The following is a 19781-nucleotide window of genomic DNA, read 5'->3' as shown; positions in this document are numbered from 1 at the left end:
GGGAATTTCGATGAGCGCCGTCACCGCCAACACTGCGACAGCGCGCAGGCCTAGAAGATCCGGGCGGACCTGCTGCCGCACCGTCTCCTTGTTCATACAAGGAGCGCGTCGAACGCGATGACTGCTATGTCAGGGACCCTGGTGCGCTTCCTACACGGAGGTTGCCTCCATCAACATTTGCCGTATCCGCGACGCTGGACTGACCAACTGAGCGGCCAGGCGAGCTCACCTGCTCGTATGAGTAGTACACGTAGCGCGAATCATGCGCCGAGACGTCGTTCAGTACAACGCCCGCGATTGAGGCTTTCGCCGCAAGGAGTGAGTCAAAGGCGGTTGCGAGATCCTGCGACCTGGTGCGTCCGGCGCGCACAACGACGAGCGCACCATCCACGTACTGCGACAAAATCGCAGCGTCAGCAACAGGAAGAACCGGAGGGGTATCCATAATGACAAAGTCGTAACTTGCCTGCAGGGCCTCCATGCCGTCCTTGGCCCGTTGCGATCCGAGCAGCTCCGCAGGATTAGGAGGTAGCGCACCCGCCACGAGCACGTCCAACTGCTCCACCGGACCGGATTGTACGAAATCAGAAATCACTCCATCGCCGCGGAGAAAGCTTGTCAAACCGATCGCTCCGGTCAGGCCGAGACGCCGGGCGACAGACGGACGACGCAGGTCTGCGTCTACTAGGACGACCCGGTTTCCATCTTCTGCCAGTGCTGCGGCCAAGTTCAGCGACGTCGTGGTCTTGCCTTCCCCAGGCCCAGGGCTCGTGACCAAGATGCACCGCGGTGGCTGGTCCACACTCACGAACGCAAGGTTGGTCCTGAGTCGGCGGTATCCCTCTGCCGCTCGGGATGAACCGACCGAGAAGTCGATGACCGGGTGCCCATCGAGGGTGTTCTCTGAGGGAATCTCGGCGAGAACGGCCGAGGGCACTGTTCTTTGGACTTCCTCGCCATTGCGAAGCCGAGTGTCGAAGCGCTCCCGCAGGACTGCGATCAGAACGCCCAGTACGAAACCAACCAAGACTGCGAGGACTGTGTTTCGCGCGGTACGCGGCGAAAACGGATCCTGGGGCTGAACTGCAGGCGATACGACGGTCAACTTGGCTAACGGTTGGCTTGCCTCGTTGGGCTGCTCCAAAGTGGTGACATACGCCGTCATCGCCTCTGCGACGCTGTTCGCGAGCGTCGTCGCGATGGCTGGGTCGCTGTTCTCCGCCGAAATGCTTAGCAACACGGTGTCAGGATTACTCGCCGCTGAAAGGGCCTCGCGAGCGTCGTCGACGCTAATCTGCAGGCCCGAGTCGTCCAACGCGTTTCGAATGATCACATCCGAGTCGACGAGTTCCGCGTAAGAAGCGACGCGCTGCTGGGAAGCCAGCGAACCCTGATACGCACTCTGCGCGTCGGCTTCGGTACCAGAGGTGACATATAAGGTGGCGGACGATACGTACATGGGAGTTTGCACAAGGCAGTAGCCGAGGCCGAGGCAGCCGAGCACTGCTCCGGACACGGCAACGATCCACCAGTTCCGAACGAACAGAAACCGTAGGTGGTCAACGGATAACGAGCGCGCAGTCGACGCGCCTTCCGGGGTGTTGCTGCTACTCGTCAAGATCTTCCTCCAGGTACATGGGTGTGGTCAGAGTTCCGTTGACCTCTGAAACTCTATAGACGCGATGCCCAACCGACTCCAGGCATCGCCTGCTATGGACTACAAAGCGCGCTCACGAAAAGAATCTACGGGTTCCGGGGTGTCCAAACGAAGTGGCGGCATAGCAAACGATTTCATCGCCAACTCCTTCAGTCGCCGACGCAGTTCATCGTCGATACGCCCGGTTCCGTTCTGAGCAAGCTCGATACGGGAGAGAAATGCCACGCTGACATCGGAGTGGACTTCGATCGCGCCTTCCGGCGAACGAAGGTGCTCATACAAGCCAGCAACCTTTCCCTGGGTGGATAATGTTGACGACGGGGTACCCGAGAGCGAAGCCAAGACCGCGAGGTGCATTCGACCTGTCAAGACCGCAAGTCCGAGACGACAGACCTCGAAAATCTGCGACGGAGTCAACAATTCATGGACGAGAGTAATGCCGGGATCATCAAACCGCGCGGCGAGTTCTTGTAGGTAGACGTTGTCGCTATTCGTTGATCGAACGACGTGTGGAAGCAGGATCACCCCGATCCCAGCGACCCTCAGTTGCTCAACGACCCGCACATAGTGACCGAGCAAACGGTCATCGCCGCCGACGAGCCCGCTCATGTTAACAACCACGTATCGCGGGTTGGCGGCGATAAACTCCTCCAGATGCTCAGGAACAACTCTGAAGGACGCGGGAAGGGAGGGCGCGGGATGAGCAAAGACAATGTCCGCGCATAGGTTTGCGCCCCCAACGCCGACTGCGGCTATGCGGGATAGTGAAACAGGATCCCGCAACCACAAGTCACAACGCGTGCCAACGGTGCGAGCGGCCCTGACGCACGACGGCCGGGCCGACTCGCTCCAACTGAAGCCGAGAACCGAGGTACTTATTGGCAGCCGACCGAATAAGTTCGCTACGGACCATCTATTCAGAGACGCCACAAGATTGTAATTGCCGTCCATAATGTCAGCACCGACAATCATGACTCTCGAACACTCTGTGGCATACCTACCGAGCATGTACATGTCTCGCAGGTGGTGTGGCCCCACGCCGTAGACGAGGTCGGGTAGAACCAGCATTCTCAGATCACGACTAGCCAGCCACTCCGGTAACTCGAAGTCTGTTCTCGCCCTGACAATCAGGGTAACCGGGCCATCCGCGTTCCAGATGGCCGACTCGACGAGGGCCTGGTCGCCGATATTTCCTCCACCAGGAGGCGCCAGAATCACCACACGGCCACTCTCGGAGCAAGAAGTTCTCGAATTCGACAGCCTGCCCAAACTTCGCCCAGCTGCGGATGCGAGCCGATTTACAGCGTCGATCAAGAAGAATGCCGACGGGCGATCGAGAGCAGTTCGAGCGCCATTCTTGACACGGAACTTAAGTGATTTTGAATTCTTATCCGACATTCAAACGACGCTCCTCAGCTCGGATCAAACGAGTCGCCACGACCGATGTAACGCAAGTTCTAGCGCCAGTTCCGAGCGCCAGACCTACCTGCGATCCGCCTGCACCCCCAATGAAGGAACCAAACGCAACAGCGATCAACGTAAAGGGCGCCGCCACCAACTTGACGATTGATGATTTCGACACTTGCCCAATCGCACGCAACGATAACCCCGGACCCACACTGGCCGAGTTCAACGCGAGAGCCAAAGCAGCCAGCGGCAGAATATTCAGTGCGGCATCGGTGGAGTCCCCACCAATTATGGACCACCACGAACTCGGAACAACGAGCGCAACCGACAGATACACCACAATCACGCCGAACACCGTGCCGGCCAGAGCGAACGGGACCTTCTTCAACCGTTTGATGTTCCCGCTGCCTGCCGCTCTTGCACACACCGGGCCAAGAGCGAAAACAAGACCAACGAACAGCACGGAAGCCGGGGTCAACAGGAGCATTGCTACCCGGACTACGCCGGCGGCATCGAGTCCGGAGACTGCACCCACGATCAGGATTGCGGCTTGTGTAAGGCCACCCGCCACTACGTAGTCAAGCATGTAGAAGCTACCCGGACGTCGCAGGAGCCCCAACCAAGACCACGTCGACCGGAATGGGAGTCTGAAGCCGTAGGCTCGAAGCCCGACAATGAAAGCGGCAATGGCACCCACGCCCCAGGCACTGATCATCGCCGACAGTGAGTCGAAAGACAGTAGCAGCAACAGAAATGCCGTCTGAGTCAGCAACCATGTCGCCTCGGACGCGAGTGCACGAGTCAAATGACCACCGGCCACTAGCACGAAGCGAAGACAGTCCTGCGCGATAGCGAACGGAGCAAAGACCGCGAAGAAGACGACGGCGTCCTTGTAATCCGGCAGAGCCACCAACATAAGAGGTGTTACCAGAAGGACCGTGCACACTCCGAGAACCAACGAGCTGGCCACAGCCCGCTGCGCCCTCCCACGCGCTTCCAAGTCAGCAACAGCTCTCTCGCCAAACGAGATCGGTTCGCCGGTGTACGCGCGCACGAGTCCGACGAGGATGCCCGTGACCGACATGATCACGGCGTAGACACCCACGGCATCTGTAGTCATGGCGCGAGCCACAGCCATTGTCAGAAGGAAATTCGACGCATTGGAACAGATCTGCACTCCGACTGCGACCGACAACCGACCAACCGGGCGGCGCTTCACTTGCAGGGTCGTCATGGGCTACGCCGCCAATAGGGCTGGTCCATTCCCTGGAGCCTGACTACTGGGCCTGAACCAACTAACGCCGCCAACACCACCAGCAGCTGCGAGGACCCGGCGTCACGCATATACGGGTGGATCAACATCGCGACGAGTGCGAAAGCTGAAAAGGTGAAGCCCGCGCGCCGGAGGGCATCAAAGTTCGAGTCGCTCGTGCTCGGGAAGTCCTGCTTGGTTCGGGATCGAAGTTGGTACATGAGACTACCGAACATCGCGACGAACCCCGCGAAAGCGACCAGACCACCGGCGACAAGAACCGAGAGGTACTGAGACTCAACATAGGCAAAGACCCGGTCAGTACTTCGTATCGGCCCATGCCCGAATATCACGTTCTCCACAAACAATGGCAAATAGTCGTTCTTCCACACCTCGAGTCGAAAAGCGATCGTCTGAGGAAGAATCGAGTCGCGAGACGAAGTCGACTGTTGCTCGACGACGCGCTGCGAGAACAGATCCCCGAGCGGAGTGGAAAGCGCAACCACAACCGCCGCGACGAGCGCCCCCACCGCGACTCTGGCCGCCCTCCTGATTCCAACCGCGACAATCGCTGCCGCGAACGCAACAGCCATCATGTCGAAAGTCAGCGCCGATCCAAGCCCGATCAGGATACCCACACCACACAACCCTTGAATGATGCGGCTATCGAACACACTTTGGTTTCGGGCCCATCCGACTACTAGTAGCACTAACGCGAGCGCCATAATGCTCGCGTATGCATGCCACGAGTTGAACAGCCCGATACTCCTGCTGATCTTCCAGTTGAGTGGATCTATGATGCGGGTGCTACCTGTGAGGGTGGACGTCATCCAGAGAACCGGTGTCACACGCAACGCTTGCAGCAGGCCAAGCACTCCCATCAAGGCGCAGCCTACGAGGACGTACCTTATGGCGAGCCGCGGCAGATCGGGTACCGCTCTTCCGTACAGCGCAGCGAAGTAGATCGCGAGCAGCGCCAACGGGCCGAAACACACGGAAACGAAGCTGAAGTTCCCCAGTGTCGGGTCGAGAAACTGGTGGTAAGCGGTGGCCACGAAGAGGCTGAGAATGTACCCCGCGATGCCCACAGCGAGGGGCCCAACCGACAAAATTCTGGCACCTGCGATCAAAAACCCTACGACCAGTAGGATCGCGAGGATTTCGGAGAGTTTGAGGCCCGGCACGATAAGCCCACGACGCGTTCCCGAAAGCAGGGGCATCAAGGCGATCAATAGCGCGAGAAAGTGGGTCCACGGGACGGCCGGACGCTTTACGACACCGTGACCCGTACCTTGACGGAAGGACTCCTTTGTCGACGCTGAATAACCAGCCATAGTGTCCCTGCCCATCGTCGAAACTTCGGATTGGCTCAAGACGCGCCCCATGGAAGGCGGCTTATGCCGCCCGTTGCTCGGTTGCTCTTCCCTTCGGCGGACTTGACGGCGCGCCGCAACTCTTCGACTGCAAGCGACTGGTCGGCCAGAACCTGTTCGAAACGTCGGCGAACCCTAGCAGTGATCGCCCCCGAGTTACTCAAGGCTTCGCGAACTCCCCGTGCGATATCTGCGTGGCTGTGCGGGTCGACATAAATCGCGGCATCCGCGTGGAAGTCACGCAGCACTTTGAAGTCTGCCGTAACTTGCGGCTTGGCGGCCGCGATCGCCTCGTACCCAGCTCTCTGCATGGTGTGGTCTCTCGTCGTGAGTGCCATCACCACGTCGCAGTTTGCCAGCTCCGCATCGTAATCACTGTTCGTGAGATAGCCAGTGAACTTCACGTTCGGTGGTGCCGCATTTTTGACGGAACCAGGTGCCCGGCCGGTCAACCTGAACTGGACACCATCCGCTGCCAAGTCCTCCGCAGCTCTAAGCAGTTCTTCGATAGGTTCGTCGTTCGCATACCCCAACGGGCAGAGAACGACCTGTCGCCCGTCCGAGAGCGTCTCGCGGTCGATCTCCGGAATGCTGTTAGGGAGCGGATCATGGAGGACGATGGCCTCCAGTCCAGCTCGATTGCATCGGGCCTGCAGAGGATGATTGGTGACCACACAGGTTCCTCCGCGTAACAGGAAGAGGGTGGGCCGGAGGAAAGGACGCCACTTAGGGTTCAGGAACACGCCCGTGTGGAGGTCTCCGATTACGGGGGTGCGCGGGAATAACACGCGCACCAGCAACAGCAACGGAAACGGCGGCAGCATCAAGATTATGAACCGAGGCCTGTTCCTTCGGACCTCACGGACCGTGTCGATCGCGGCATACAGATACTTCGAAGGAGCCGGTTTCCGCGCGGTAGCTTCTGACAAAAACACTGCGGGGATGTCCAGCTGTTCAGCGATGGCTTTGCTTCTGCCGTGTGTCCGCACCCAACTCACGATCACTGTCCGGCCTCCGCTGTGATCACTTTCTTTTCCATTGCTCGCCAAATGTTGTCGACAACGAGATCCGGTGCTTCAACAACTTCGGCAAGGTCCAAGCGCCGCACCAAGTTTGCAATCTGGGTCTGATGGTCATCGACGTGCTCTCCTCGTGAGCGACGACGCGGAACCACCACCGGATACCGGCCCAGCTCCAGTATCCGCATGATGCTGCCGACGCCTGCGTGCGTGATCACAACGTCCGCTGCGAGGATGTTCTTGTCCATCTCTTCGCTGTCCAGCGCTCGATGGACTTCTCCAGGTAGGTCTGTCCTGAAGCTGGACCCGAGCTGCCACACGGTATCGGACAGATCGAGTCCGCTGTGGAGCAAAGCCTCGATGAGCGAATCTTGCTTATACGGACGAATCGTCCCAAGTGTCACGAAGAGTCGGGGAGCCGCGCCCTCCGGACGGCCGACTGCCGCCAGCGTGTGATGTCCAGCAACACTCTTGTACGAGTCCAAGACAGTTCTGCGGTGCTTCCACCTCCGGGTCGACCAGTTAGGATGTTGCGTCTCGAGCTCGACCGCGCGACTGGCCGCCAGCATCCTCCCGGTGAGCGACGGACCGTCCGTTCGAGAAACACTCTCGATATAGAGCGCGGGTATCCCGTGGCGGCGGGCAGCCAACAACCCGGGAAGCGCGAGCGCCGCGCCGGTACTGATCGCCTGGTCGAACGGCATATATTGGGGAATCTCGCGGACGAGCTGACGGTAGACCGTGAAGGCCGTTCGAGCGTCCCGCGGTTCAATGTAAGGCACGTACAACACGTTTCGTCCATGCAGCAATGCTCGGCTCTGGGTGGTGTCGAACGTCACCCACAAAGAGTTCTCACCTGCACCAAGTGATTCCGCGAGTCTGTCCAACTGCGCGAGGTGTCCAACTGTCGATGCGATAAGCAAGAGACGTCTCGCCGCACCGCAATCGAGACCGTGCACCATTTCCCGTTGTTCGGTCACTGCTTGTCCCCGGTCGCAACGACTTCCATCGCCTCCACGGATCTACCGTCCTCACCTGCATCGGGCGGCAGACGCCGCTTCAATCGTGCGGGGACGCCGGCATAAAGGCCGTTCGCCTGTAGGTCGTCGACCACGACTGCGCCCGTAGCTACCACGCAACCTTCTTCGATCGTGACACCTGGGCACACCGTCACTGCCGCTCCGAGCCATGTGCCACTGCCGATGACCACGGGTGCGTACTGCGTTGGTGATGCCGCTCTCTGACGCGATCCTCCGATCGTGTGTGACCCAGTCATCACAGTGCAGTTCGGGCCGAAATGAACGTTGTCGCCGATAGCGACACCTCCAGTCGGAAATATCGAGACGCCTGTGTTGATGAATACGCCGTCCCCGATCGTGAGGTTCGTAAGATCACCACGAAAGGTCCCGCCCGCAAGTATGCGCGCCCCACCAATTCCCGCTCCGGACCATCGGAGGAGGCGACGTCGTAGGACGGGGGGAATCGAATACGACGCGCCTGGACCATTCACAATCCATGCGGCCAGGTAGGAAGCAATCCTGCTCCAAACACTCACGAGATTCCGACCTTGTGTCGGTCCGTGCGTAGCGGGGACACCGTCACACGAGCATCATCCGCCGGGTAACCGACAGCGATCATCATGATGACCAGTTCATGATCTGGCAGGTTGATCTCCCGCCGGAGTCCAAAATCCTGCGCTTTGGTTGCGCTCCAGTTCAGGCAGCACGCGCCGATACCCCGCGCGTGCAACGCGTACAACAGGGTCATGGCGTACAGCCCGCCATCGACGTATGCCTGATTACGTTCTCCGGGCGTCAGCATCGTCCGAAGATCATGGGTGATCAAGAGGACATGACTTGCGTCGCTACCAAAACCTTTATTTCCGTTTTGGTGCTTCAGCATCCGGTCTGCTTCCGGACCACGCGGGACTATCCGGCACAGTGCCCCTTGTCGGTTACACACCGACGGAGACGTCGAAGCGAGTGTGGCCGCCGCCTCGATCTCCGACAGTGGCACGACTTGATCCGAGAAACTACGCACGCTTTCGCGGGAAGACACAAACTCGCTGAAGTCTATGGCGGTCTGGCGCGCAGACGAGGACAGTGGCTTGATACCACCTTCACGTTCGTCCAGGCCCAAGAAGAGTGCAAACTTCTTCCTGACTTCTTCGGCCCATTCAGGCGCCGGTCCGGAAACAGCGTCGAAATATCCGAAGTAGTCGTCGACCGCACCCAACGCCATGCTCCTGGCATGGACAACATGGCTGTCCGCGTTGTTGGGCAGTTCTCCCACCGCCGCCGAAAGCCGCTCGAGCACATCGCGACCGAACCAGTTGCGCGGTGTCGGAAGTGCCAGTCCTTTTTCTATTCGGTGGGAGTCCATGACGACCCGTGCGCAAACCGAGTAATCGTCGACTTCCGCCCGGCCTGAGAACCTACGGTACCGACGCCAGTCAGCAACGTACCCGCGCACGATCTCTACTTCGTCACGGGCCGACCGCGCCCCGGGTATCTCAGCGATGCGCTTCTTGACACTCTTCTTCGTCAACATCGATGTCAAATCCTTTCGCCCTCCCTGCCACGCAAAGACGGTTAGCGGTACACGGTGGCGTCCGCCAACCTCTTTCGTTCCTGCGTCCGGGGACCACTAGGCGCAGTAGCGCCAGCCCGCGGACTTCCAACTCGACGCATCAAGGCAGTTGCGACCGTCGATGATATTCCGTTGTCTCACAAACGGTTCGAGGTCACTGGGGTTCAAGCTGACGAATTCCTCCCACTCGGTCAAAACCAATACGACGTCGGCTTTATCGCAGGCTTCGTGTGCCGATACTGCGTAATCGAGTGTGGGAAAGAGTTTCCGCGAGTTGTCCATTGCCTTCGGGTCATATACTGCAACGGAGGCGCCCTGCAACTGAATCTGACCTGCAACGTTCAGAGCGGGGGAATCTCTCACGTCGTCCGATTTGGGCTTGAACGCCGCTCCCAAGATCGCAATCCGCTTTCCGAGCAGTGAACCACCGCAGACTTCACGGGTGAGCTCGACCATTCGAGTCCGCCTTCGCATGTTGACGTTGTCGACCTCGCGTAGGAAGCTGAGCGCTTCGGCAGCACCGAGTTCACCAGCTCGCGCCATGAAAGCGCGGATGTCCTTTGGTAGGCATCCGCCGCCGAAACCCAGACCTGCATTGAGGAACCTACGGCCGATTCGCGCGTCATAGCCGATCGCGTCGGCGATCGCCCTGACATCTGCTCCGGCAGCGTCACATACTTCCGCTATCGCGTTGATGAACGAGATCTTCGTAGCCAAGAATGCGTTGGCAGAGGTCTTCACCAGCTCGGCCGTCGGCGGATCGGTAACAATGAACGGTGTTCCACTGCTTATGATCGAGCCATAGATGTCTCGGCACACCTCTTCGGCGCAACTACCCGGGAACGCACCGAGAACCACACGATCTGGATGAAGCGTGTCCGCCACCGCGAACCCCTCGCGGAGGAATTCGGGGTTCCACGCGATCTGGACGTCCACATCCTTCGCCAGCTCATCCACGCGCTCCGAGAGTTTCTGAGCAGTCCCAACAGGGACGGTCGACTTTCCGAGGATCAGGGCATCACGAGTGAGCAGCGGCACCAACTCTTCGATGGCGGACTCGACGTATTGAAGATCAGCGCTGTACTCCCCCTTTTTCTGGGGCGTTCCGACCGCGATGAAGAACACGTCGGCGAAGTCTGCCGCGTCTGTGTAGGAGCCCGAGACCTTCAGTGCGCCTGAATCGATGTGCTTCTTCAGGAGCTCAGGCAAGCCAGGCTCGTAAAAGGGCACTTCACCGGCGGCGAGCTGTGCCCGCTTGTCCGGTATTACCTCGATGCCAAGCACCTCATGTCCAAGCTCAGCCATGCATGCAGCGTGGGTCGCGCCGAGGTATCCGAGTCCGAGTACAACCATCCGCATCAGTACGCACCATCTTTCGCTACGACCGCCTTGACCGTCTTCCACAGAATCAGAGCATCTTGCATGATCGACCAGTTCTCCACATAGGAAAGGTCAAGTCGCACAGACTCTTCCCATGAAAGGTCCGACCGACCGGAGACTTGCCAGAGACCTGTCATCCCCGGCTTCACCAACATCCGACGGGCTACGCGTCCGTCATAGCGTTCTACTTCATCCGGGAGGGGAGGCCGCGGCCCCACAAGACTCATAGTGCCGCCCAACACATTGAAGAGCTGTGGCAGCTCATCCAAGCTGTATCTCCGGATGAACGCACCTACGCGAGTCACACGTGGGTCATCCCGCATCTTAAACAGGACGCCCGATCCCTCATTCAACGCTCGCAGGTTCTCTTTGAGGGCGTCCGCATTCTGCACCATCGAGCGAAACTTCCACATCGAGAAAGACACATTGTTGAGTCCTACACGTGTTGCGCGGTAGAAGACCGGTCCCCGCGAGTCGAGCTTGATTGCGACCGCTACGGAGAGCAGGACAGGTGCTAGTAGAAACAGAATCAGCGCAGCGCCGACTCGGTCGACGAACGCCTTACGGAACCGGTTCGCTCCTTCGTAGCGCGGCTTATCAATGTGCAGAAGAGGAAGCCCAGCAACGGGACGAACCATCACTCGGGGTCCTGCGACATCGGTGACCCCCGGGGAGACCATCATGTCGACGTCGAGTCCTTCAAGATCCCATGACAGCGCCTGCATGGCGTCGTGACCCAGCGCCTCTGCGGAGGTCACCGCGACGGTGGTCGCACCCGAGTCGACGACCGCGTTGCAGACGTCTCCGAAAGTCCCGTGTACCGGGACTTCCGTGTCCCCCACGGACACGAATGCTCTGTGCGCCAAGCGATTTGGCAGGCAGATCCCCACTACTCGGTATCCGAGATTGGGTTGCCGCAGAAGACGTTCGATCATCGGGACCGCTGAGACTTCGGTACCGACGACCAGCACGTGCTCCAAACTCTGCGACCTGAGACGTTGGTGCCCTAATCGCTGGCGCCATAACCATCGCGAGATGAGAAGGCCCAAGGTACCCGCGGGTAATGCTATTGCGATGAACCCTCTCGCAATATTCAGACGAAACAACAGGTCCACCATCGCGAGAACTCCGAACAGAGCAAGGCACGCGGTGACGACACGACTGTACTCTTGCGAGCCCGAGCCAACGATCCGTCGGTCGAGTGTCTGGAACGCACGCAATGACATCAGCCAACTAAAGCCGAGCACAACAGAAACGAGCACCGCCGGCACCTGCGCGTCGCCATTCGGCGCCATTGCACTATCAGCGCCGAAGCGAGCTACCTGCGCTAAGCACACCACAAGGGCGACAATCACAGCGTCAGTCCACGCAAGTCGAATGACGTAACCGTGGATCCAGGAACGTGAACGCTCGCCAACCCTGCCAGCAAAGCGCAGTCGCAGGGGTGCGCGCTCCGAACTCCGTCCCAAAGTGTCATAGGCCGGACGATGGGCCACTGCCAACCTCCCAAAACAAAACTTATGAACTCGAAGGCGGCGATCGGCCCCTACGCCCAACCACCAGAACGTCGACGACGTCCGACCGCAATTTGACTACGCGGATGTTAGTGAGCGTATTTCAGGATGGTCGCGGTTACAACCTGAGTGCGCTTTGAAGTCCGACCGAGGAGCGTCTCACATTGCCATTTTGCAGGATCATCCCGTCAGCAAAGAGACGGAGCGGCCGCACGTCACTGCGTCCAGGTGCCTATCCGCACACCTTGGGCCGACCCGCCATGGACCATGGATCGCGCCGAACGACTCAGTGCCACAGGGTCTTCAGCTTCTCGGCCGCTCCCGAAACAAAGTGTGACTCATGTCACTTCCAGCGCATGCCCAGGGGCTGCCTCGTCCGCGGGGTCTGCGGACTCGGTTCCTTACCGAGTCGCGCAAACGAAGGGAAAAGAGACGCGGGATTAATCTTCTCTACACAATGACTGCGACTATCAAATACCAGAAATCGGACACGCGATGCTGAATGTGGTTTATATTCTCGGCCATCGCGAACAATCAGTTTCTGCATCGTGAACGGCCTGTTGTCTTTGGATTGCGGCAGCCCCTGTTCAGGCTGCCGCTTGAGCACAGGCGAGAATGACTAGATGGTCGAGGACGGCAAGCCACTTGCACTAGGTGCCGGCCTACCGCGGCGCACGCTGTTCGGAGCGGTTCTGGGGGCGGCGGTCACGCTCGTTACCGCGTGCAGTGCAGACGATGAGAAGACACAGATGGGATCGCCTGTTCGCAAGCGCTCCTGGGGTGCATTCATGCCGACTGTCGCTGGTACTTCTCGCACAACGGTCGCTTCGATCGACCGAATCGCAACGCTTGCGGGGACAAAGCCCGACTTCATGCACTTATTCGCCGCAATCGGCGACTCTGTACCAGTCGCAACCCTCGACCTTGTTCGCAGCGGCGGAGCGACCCCAGTCCTCACGCTTGAACCGTGGCGCCCTGACGACGGAAGCGACCAACCCGAATATTCGCTCGCGAGCATCGCTGCCGGTCGACATGATCCAGACCTGTTCCGTTGGGCCACGCAACTTGCGTCGTGGCCCTATCCTCTGCTGCTCAGATTTGCGCAGGAGATGAACGGAAACTGGTACCCGTGGTCCGTCGGAGTGAACCAGAACACAGCTGAGCAATACCGCGCAGCTTGGACGAGGATGCACTCGATCGTGAGTGAGCAGGCACCGCATGTCCGTTTCGTGTGGGCCCCGAATGCGATCACTGAGGGCACTCGGGATTTTGAGGACTGTTACCCCCCGGATGACAAGGTGGACTACCTCGGCCTGGACGGTTACAACTGGGGCCAGACACCTGGCCATCAGTGGCAATCAGCCGACAAGCTCTTCTCGGATAGCCTCAAGGCACTGAGCCGGATCAGCCCGGGACGTCCCATTCTCGTCACCGAGGTCGGATCCGCTGACGGCGCCACTCCGAATCTCAAAGCGCAGTGGATCGCAGACTTCTTCCGTGTTATCGAAAACCATCCAAACGTACTGGGTTTCCTATGGTTCCAGATGGACAAGGAACGTGACTGGCGGTTCAACTCGACACCTGCCAGCACCAAGAGTTTCCGCGACGAACTTGCTCAATGGATGAGCGACGGTCGTCCAACCTAGTACGTCTGCACGTGGTCAGACCGTCGGGTTGCAGGAGGAGTAGCGGCAGGGATACTGGTCCGATGCCTGACCAACCCGTCGATCCTTCCGTGTTCCATGCGTTGGTACTACTGAACCTGCTGTTTGTCACAGGAGCGTGGTGCCTCGCACGGCCCACCTACAGGGCGGCTGCGGTGCTCGTAGCAGCATCCGTGGCGTGGTTCATGTGGAACGGTCCGGTCGAAGGCCGCATCTTAATCTCGATCAACATCAACCACGGCTTCACCGAGTCAGACATTCTCTCGATCCTGGGAGTGGCAATCGCCGCAGTCACTTTCACGCGTACACGTGAACGCCGGCGGTACGAGGAGTAGATGGTCGTTGGGGCTGTGGTTTGATTCGTCCGGTCTCCCGCCCTTCGAGGCTCCTCGCTAACGCTCGTCGCACCTCAGGGAGCGAGGGACGCGGGGTTTCGATACGGCTCGTCGCTTCGCTCCTCGCCTACTCAACCGGCGGGAGGGGCTCGTCGCTTCGCTCCTCGCCTACTCAACCGGCGGGAGGGGGTCGTCGCTGCGCTCCTCCCCTACTCAACCGACGGGTGGGAGCGAAGGGAGCGAGAGGCGCTCACCGCGCGTTGTAGTCGAACCTCTTTTTATCCAGCTGCGCGCGCAGCGCCGGCTCGAGGACCCGCGCGGCGGTGGCCGTCAGGTGGGAGTCGTCGCGGTAGAAGAGGATCTTGTTGTGCGCGGCGAAGCACGAGTTGCCCTCACACAGCAGGTCGTTGACGCTCAGCGTCGTGACATCCCGATATTCGCGACGTGACACGGCGTCGGTGATCGGTTCGATGCGTGGGTAGTCGTCGAAGTTGAACTCGCACTTGGTCCAGTCGTCCATCGAGCCGGAGATGCAATCGGCCACCTGGAACCCCGGGTAGGGCGTGTCGGCGATGTACACGAGCTTGGCGCCGGTGTTCCGCAGCTGGATCATCGTGTGCGTCCACGCGGCCTCGGCAACCACACGATCCGGGACATAGGTCGACAGCGACGAGACGAAGATGATCCGCGGCCCCACCTCGGCGATGCGCTTCAGCGTCTCCTCGCGCCACTCCTGGCAGTCCGCCTTCACATACGGGTCCGGGACGCCGGACTGCGGCCGCAGGTGCTGGGCCGGGCAGGCAGCCTTGGTGAACTGGTGAATCCGCCAGCCGTGGTCGGCGCCGATGTTGCGGATCGACTCCGCCCACTGATCGGCATGACTGTCGCCGAAGAGCACCACCGGGATGCCGTTTGCCGGACCGAAGACGCAGTTCTCGCGTGGTGCGGTGTCCCCCACCGGGATCAGACACTCGAACGGGTGGGGCCGATCATCGAACGCCTGGAACGGGTTTGGCGTCACCGGGCCGGACTGCTCACCGCTATCGGTCCCGAACACCGACTGATACGTGAGCGACGCGTTCGCGACCGTGTCGCGGCTGGCCACCTGCACGGTGATCACACCCGCGGTCATCGTGACCGCCAGGGCCGCGATCACGCCCGTCAGCCCCAGCGAGATCGACGCCGAGTCATTGCGTTTGAGCTCGCGATTGTGTAGCAGCGGCTCCTCGAACAGCAGGGTCGAAATCGTTGCGAGCACGAGCGATCCCGCCGACACGGCCAGCAGCACCGGCCAGCTCGACGACCCGACGACCGCCTCGTACAGCACGATCGCCGGCCAATGCCACAGGTACCAGGCATATGACACCCGGCCGAGGAACTTCAGCGGCGGCGTCGCCAAGAGCCGTCCCACGAACACCGAACCCGAACCGACGGCACAGCCGGAGGCGATGACCAGCGCGGCACCCGCGGTCGGGAGCAGCGCCGCGGTACCCGGATACGGCGTGTGGGCGTTCACGATGAAGGCCGCGACGACGATGCCGGCAAGACCGGCCCAACCCAGCACCAGGGCAACAGGACCACCCGCGCGCAGTGCACCGAACCGCGCCAGCGCCGGCAGGACGATCGCCACCAGACCACCGACCCCGAACTGCCAGGCGCGGGTGTAGGTGGCCATGTAGGCCGTCGCGGGATCGGTGGGCGTCAGCACGATCGCCCACACCAGCGACGCCACACTGACCACCAGCACCGCGATACCGACCGACCAGCGAACCGAGAGACGTTCCCGCAACCGGGTCCGGGTCGCCAGCGCACCCGCGCCGATCACCAGGAACGGCCAGATGAAGTACAGCTGAGCCTCGATGGCGAGCGACCAGAAGTGCGTCGCCAGGCTGCCGTCGATCGCGCCGGCCAGGTAGTCGGCGTTCTGCTGGATGAAATGCCAGTTCGCCACTTGTGCTGCCGCGGCCAGCAGATCGAGGGCCTGCTTGAACACCTTCAGCAGCGGCATGAAGATCGCGGCGCCGATGATCGACACCACGATCACCAGCGCGGCCGGCGGGATGATGCGACGGGCACGGCGGGCGAAGAAGCCGCGCAACGAGATCCGCTCGTGCCGCTCGTACTCGCGGACCAGCAGGCCGGTGATCAGGAACCCGGAGATCACGAAGAAGACGTCGACACCGACGAAACCGCCGGTCAGATACGGAACGTGCGAGTGGAACAGCACCACGAGCAGCACCGCGACACCGCGTAGGCCGGCGATGTCGTCGAAGAACGTTGTGGGCGCGGCCGGCATCGGCGAGGTGGGCGCCGCGTCGGGCTCCACCTGCAGCGCATGCATCGGCTGGGTCGGGGCTTCGTGCGGCATCAGCCCGCCCAGCCGATCACTTGGTGTCCCACAGGAGCATGATGTCGAACCAGCCGAGCGCCAGCGCCGCGATGAACAGGATCGCCAGGGTGTAACCGACGACCTCCCACACCGAGATCCGATTCCAGTTCGTCGGGTTGGGGCGCTCGGGATGGGCTACGGGGCGCGCGTCGTCGGGTTCGGGACCGAACGCCGTCATGCTGCGATCTCCTCTGGTTCGACCTCAGCTACGCGCGAACGACGCCGCGGCAGCAGGATCTTCACGAACTCGACGAACAGCGGAAACGCCAGGTACGTGTACGCGAGCATCAGGCCGACCATCATCCAGAACTGGGCCAGCCCGTACTCCATCACGTCCCAGACGATGGACACCCAGAACGCGACCAACGACGCCCCGAGCACCGTGGCGCCGAGCCAGGAGATGGAGCGGGCCAGCGAGTTCGACTGGCCGATCACGCCCGTCGGCACCCAGCCGATCTCGCGGCCGATGATCTTGTGCCAGATCGCCACCGCATGCGCGTAGCTGTAGGCCATCTGGATACGGAGCACCTCGAAACGCCAGCGGGTACGCGACACCAGCGGGAACAGCACCACATACACCCACAGGCCGAGCAGGAACGGGACCAGCTGCGCGGGCCGCACATCCTCGGGATAGAAGACCGCCATGATCACGCCCGGCAGGAACAGCAGGAAGACGTTCATCGCGGTGGTGATGTAGTACAGGACGCCGGCCCATCGGGCGATGCGCTGGCGGAGCGTCTGACGCTGCGGGTGATCCACCGACCGACTGTTCTGCACCGGTGTCAACGTCCCCTGACACCAGCGGTACTGCTGGTTGAGGAAGCCCGCCAGATCCGACGGGCACAGCCCGCGCGACAACACCACCGGCACATAGCGGATCGTGTAGCCGGCCTGCTGGAGGTGACGTCCGGTGTGCAGGTCCTCGCTGTGCTCGATCGCGGCGAAACCACCTACCCGCTCGATCGCGCTACGCCGGTAGATCGCCGACGTCCCGACGCAGTTGGCCGCACCGATCCGATCACGCGACGGCAGCACCCAGCGATAGAAGAATTCCTGCGTCGCGCCGGCGGTGCGTTGAATCCAGTTCATCGACTCGGTGGTGGCGAAGCATTGCGGACTCTGCACGATCGCAACCTGAGGGTCGTCCAAATAGGGGACCAGATGGCCGAGAAAATCGGGGCGGGGACAGAAATCGGCGTCGAAGATGACGATGAATTCCCCATGGCTGATCCGAGACGCATGTCGCAGATTGCCGGCCTTACGGAGGTGCCCGCGGTCGGGGCGGACCGCATAGTCGAAACCGAAAGATGCTGCCAGATCGTGAACTTCCTCGCGTGCCGCGTCGTCGAGGACGTAGACGAACAGCTTCCCGGGCCAGTTCATCGCGACGACATGCTCATAGGTGTTGCGCAGGATTTCCAGACTCTCACCACAGGTGGGCAGAAAGACGTCGACGCTCGGATATCGGCCGTCGGGCGGATTCCAGGAAGTCACGCGCTCCTGATGCGACGACCATGTCACCCGCCGTTTGTTCATGCCGGTCAACAATGAAAATGTGTTCCCGATCACATTCGCTACAAGAATGACGAGAACCGGCGTGAGCCATGGATGGGTCGTCGCGAATGCGACAAGTGAGACGGCGACCAGCACGAACGCGGCTGTCAGAACCAGCTGAATCCAGCGCATCTGCGGACCGAGATATTCGTAGACCTCGTCGTCGTCCGGCGCGGACACGGCCAGCGGGTTATGCTGCGGCGCAGGAGGTTCAGCGTGGCGTCGAGTACTCGGCACGCGCGCCTTATCGACGTCGACCAGCACCGGCCCATCAGCCGATGACACACCTGTTCTCCGAACCCCGACGGATAACTCCACCCACCCAGAATCATTCAACGAATACGTCGACGCAAACCGCCCGAATCGACGGGTTACCGTTCTCGGGTGAATTCCAGGTGGGGGCGAGTGCGGTACGTCGGCGTATGTGTCGCCGTCGTGTCCGTTTTCGGGATGGGGATCTCGGCATGCGCGTCGACGTCGGGGGGCGATTCGACGGCCGGAACGCCGAGTTCGACGGCGTCGTCGACGAGCGTCGTGCTGAGCGCGGAGGCGGTCGAGCAGCGCGGGGAGATTGTTCGGACGGACGACGCTCCCGACTCCTGGTCATTGCCATACGGCACCGTCGCCAAACGACTGGTCTATCGGTCCACTTCCGGCGTCGACGGGTCGACGACCTCGGTGAGCGGGGCGGTTTTCGTTCCCGATTCCACTCCCCCGGCCGGCGGCTGGCCGCTGATCGCCTATGCGCACGGAACCACCGGCATCACCCCCGACTGCGCGCCGTCGGACCAGGCGGACATGTTCGGTGATCTGACCGCGGTCCAGGATTTCCTCGACGCGGGATATGCCGTGGTCACCACCGATTACCAGGGACTCGGCACGCGTACCGGTCGTCAGGCGCCGCACCCGTATCTCGAACCGCGCACCGCCGCATTCAACGTCATCGACGCGGCCCGCGCGGCCCAGTCCGCAGGTCTCGGTATCAGTCCGCGCTGGCTGGCCGCAGGCCGCTCGCAGGGTGGCGCGGCGGTCTGGTCGACCGCCGAGGAGTTCGCCGGCTACGGCGGCGAAAGTGGCGAACTACTGGGCGTCGTGGCCGTCGCGCCACTGCTCGATCCCCGGTACTTCGCGACGCGCGCACAGGAGAACACCCTCACGCGCGCCCAGCAGCACCTGTATCCGCTGGTGGTGCACGGGGTCTCGCAGGCCGACCCGGCGGTGAAATCCGGCGACCACCTCTCCGCGCTGAACAGCTCCGCGGTGCCGGTGTGCGGCGATGACCGCACCGCGGTGTCGTTGCTGTCGGTGCCCGCGGATACCTCGCTGGGCGCCGTGACGCCGGCAGCCGCCCAGACCCTGCACGCGCGCCTCGCGGCCTACACCCTCCCCCGCACCGCGACGAAGGTGCCGATCCTGGCGGTCTACGGGGCGGCCGACAATGTCATCCCTCTCGATGTGATGGAAGACACACTTCGACGCGCATGCGAGGCCGGGGATCGGGTACTGAGTGTTCGGCAAGAACAGCAGGGGCATATCGTCAACCCTGGTCCCGCTATGGCGACCTGGGTCCGCGACCGAGTTGCTGGATTGCCCGCACCGAGTAATTGTTGAAACAAACGAGCCCGACGCCTCGCGCGTGGCCGGTAAA

Annotated in this window: 16 protein-coding genes; 3 read left to right on the top strand and 13 right to left on the bottom strand. The window is 61.2% G+C overall.

Annotation, left to right across the window (positions count from 1 at the left end):
- Window positions 1-124 precede the first annotated feature (124 nt).
- From GOAMI_RS05415 to GOAMI_RS05370, 10 genes are all read right to left on the bottom strand, one after another.
- Complete coding sequence (locus GOAMI_RS05415; protein WP_247603062.1) at window positions 125-1618, bottom strand: tyrosine-protein kinase domain-containing protein; 1494 nt, start codon at window positions 1616-1618, stop codon at window positions 125-127.
- Window positions 1619-1717: 99 nt separating this feature from the next.
- Entirely contained in the window at window positions 1718-2725 is a 1008-nt protein-coding gene (locus GOAMI_RS22305; RefSeq protein WP_500778560.1) for a polysaccharide pyruvyl transferase family protein, read from the bottom strand.
- Between the two features lie 319 nt (window positions 2726-3044).
- On the bottom strand, window positions 3045-4298 hold the full coding sequence (locus GOAMI_RS05405; protein WP_006435385.1) for an MATE family efflux transporter: 1254 nt from the start codon (window positions 4296-4298) through the stop codon (window positions 3045-3047).
- On the bottom strand, window positions 4295-5536 hold the full coding sequence (locus GOAMI_RS05400) for an O-antigen ligase family protein (RefSeq protein ID WP_006435384.1): 1242 nt from the start codon (window positions 5534-5536) through the stop codon (window positions 4295-4297). The genes GOAMI_RS05405 and GOAMI_RS05400 overlap by 4 nt, the downstream gene beginning before the upstream one ends.
- A gap of 149 nt (window positions 5537-5685) precedes the next feature.
- Window positions 5686-6693: a glycosyltransferase gene (locus tag GOAMI_RS05395; RefSeq protein ID WP_006435383.1), complete on the bottom strand. Its 1008-nt coding sequence runs from the start codon at window positions 6691-6693 to the stop codon at window positions 5686-5688.
- Window positions 6690-7547: a glycosyltransferase gene (locus GOAMI_RS05390; protein WP_255219179.1), complete on the bottom strand. Its 858-nt coding sequence runs from the start codon at window positions 7545-7547 to the stop codon at window positions 6690-6692. Before GOAMI_RS05390 ends, GOAMI_RS05395 begins: the two co-directional genes overlap by 4 nt.
- A 137-nt stretch (window positions 7548-7684) precedes the next feature.
- Window positions 7685-7984: an acyltransferase gene (locus GOAMI_RS23390; RefSeq protein WP_247603070.1), complete on the bottom strand. Its 300-nt coding sequence runs from the start codon at window positions 7982-7984 to the stop codon at window positions 7685-7687.
- Window positions 7985-8259: 275 nt separating this feature from the next.
- Complete coding sequence (locus tag GOAMI_RS22300; protein ID WP_006435380.1) at window positions 8260-9258, bottom strand: nitroreductase family protein; 999 nt, start codon at window positions 9256-9258, stop codon at window positions 8260-8262.
- A 96-nt stretch (window positions 9259-9354) separates the two neighbouring features.
- Window positions 9355-10656, bottom strand: coding sequence for a UDP-glucose dehydrogenase family protein (locus GOAMI_RS05375; protein WP_006435379.1), 1302 nt, complete (start codon window positions 10654-10656; stop codon window positions 9355-9357).
- Window positions 10656-12173: a sugar transferase gene (locus GOAMI_RS05370; protein WP_040004572.1), complete on the bottom strand. Its 1518-nt coding sequence runs from the start codon at window positions 12171-12173 to the stop codon at window positions 10656-10658. Before GOAMI_RS05370 ends, GOAMI_RS05375 begins: the two co-directional genes overlap by 1 nt.
- A 641-nt stretch (window positions 12174-12814) precedes the next feature.
- On the opposite strand from GOAMI_RS05370, the gene GOAMI_RS05365 reads away from it, so the two are divergent.
- Window positions 12815-13837: a glycoside hydrolase family 26 protein gene (locus tag GOAMI_RS05365; RefSeq protein WP_006435377.1), complete on the top strand. Its 1023-nt coding sequence runs from the start codon at window positions 12815-12817 to the stop codon at window positions 13835-13837.
- A 62-nt stretch (window positions 13838-13899) separates the two neighbouring features.
- Entirely contained in the window at window positions 13900-14190 is a 291-nt protein-coding gene (locus tag GOAMI_RS05360; RefSeq protein WP_006435376.1) for a hypothetical protein, read from the top strand.
- Window positions 14191-14440: 250 nt separating this feature from the next.
- Here GOAMI_RS05360 and GOAMI_RS05355 read toward each other — a convergent pair whose 3' ends face one another.
- From GOAMI_RS05355 to GOAMI_RS05345, 3 genes are read right to left on the bottom strand one after another with little or no spacing between them, the layout of a single operon-like run.
- Window positions 14441-16558, bottom strand: a complete 2118-nt coding sequence (locus GOAMI_RS05355; protein ID WP_006435375.1) for an acyltransferase family protein — start codon at window positions 16556-16558, stop codon at window positions 14441-14443.
- A gap of 16 nt (window positions 16559-16574) precedes the next feature.
- The gene (locus tag GOAMI_RS05350; protein WP_006435374.1) at window positions 16575-16757 is read right to left on the bottom strand and encodes a hypothetical protein; all 183 of its coding nucleotides are present in this window, start codon (window positions 16755-16757) and stop codon (window positions 16575-16577) included.
- Window positions 16754-18313, bottom strand: a complete 1560-nt coding sequence (locus tag GOAMI_RS05345) for a glycosyltransferase family 2 protein (protein WP_006435373.1) — start codon at window positions 18311-18313, stop codon at window positions 16754-16756. The genes GOAMI_RS05350 and GOAMI_RS05345 overlap by 4 nt, the downstream gene beginning before the upstream one ends.
- Window positions 18314-18517: 204 nt before the next feature.
- Between GOAMI_RS05345 and GOAMI_RS05340 the strand changes: the two genes are divergently transcribed.
- Window positions 18518-19744 carry an alpha/beta hydrolase gene (locus tag GOAMI_RS05340; protein ID WP_174324707.1) on the top strand — a complete coding sequence of 409 codons (1227 nt, stop codon included), beginning with the start codon at window positions 18518-18520 and terminating at the stop codon, window positions 19742-19744.
- Window positions 19745-19781 lie beyond the last annotated feature (37 nt).

The organism is Gordonia amicalis NBRC 100051 = JCM 11271 (assembly GCF_000332995.1).
GTDB lineage: Bacteria > Actinomycetota > Actinomycetes > Mycobacteriales > Mycobacteriaceae > Gordonia > Gordonia amicalis.
The sequence above is the reverse complement of the archived record's forward strand: the minus strand, read 5'-3'. Positions and strand labels throughout refer to the sequence as shown.

Bases quoted from the DNA above. Each gene is read 5' to 3' on its own strand.
- GOAMI_RS23390 (WP_247603070.1), bottom strand. From the start codon at position 7,984: ATGACTGGGTCACACACGATCGGAGGATCGCGTCAGAGAGCGGCATCA.
- GOAMI_RS05375 (WP_006435379.1), bottom strand. From the start codon at position 10,656: ATGCGGATGGTTGTACTCGGACTCGGATACCTCGGCGCGACCCACGCT.
- GOAMI_RS05365 (WP_006435377.1), top strand. From the start codon at position 12,815: ATGGTCGAGGACGGCAAGCCACTTGCACTAGGTGCCGGCCTACCGCGG.
- GOAMI_RS22300 (WP_006435380.1), bottom strand. From the start codon at position 9,258: ATGTTGACGAAGAAGAGTGTCAAGAAGCGCATCGCTGAGATACCCGGG.
- GOAMI_RS05405 (WP_006435385.1), bottom strand. From the start codon at position 4,298: ATGACGACCCTGCAAGTGAAGCGCCGCCCGGTTGGTCGGTTGTCGGTC.
- GOAMI_RS05350 (WP_006435374.1), bottom strand. From the start codon at position 16,757: ATGACGGCGTTCGGTCCCGAACCCGACGACGCGCGCCCCGTAGCCCAT.
- GOAMI_RS05355 (WP_006435375.1), bottom strand. From the start codon at position 16,558: ATGCCGCACGAAGCCCCGACCCAGCCGATGCATGCGCTGCAGGTGGAG.
- GOAMI_RS05400 (WP_006435384.1), bottom strand. From the start codon at position 5,536: ATGCCCCTGCTTTCGGGAACGCGTCGTGGGCTTATCGTGCCGGGCCTC.
- GOAMI_RS05360 (WP_006435376.1), top strand. From the start codon at position 13,900: ATGCCTGACCAACCCGTCGATCCTTCCGTGTTCCATGCGTTGGTACTA.
- GOAMI_RS22305 (WP_500778560.1), bottom strand. From the start codon at position 2,725: ATGCTGGTTCTACCCGACCTCGTCTACGGCGTGGGGCCACACCACCTG.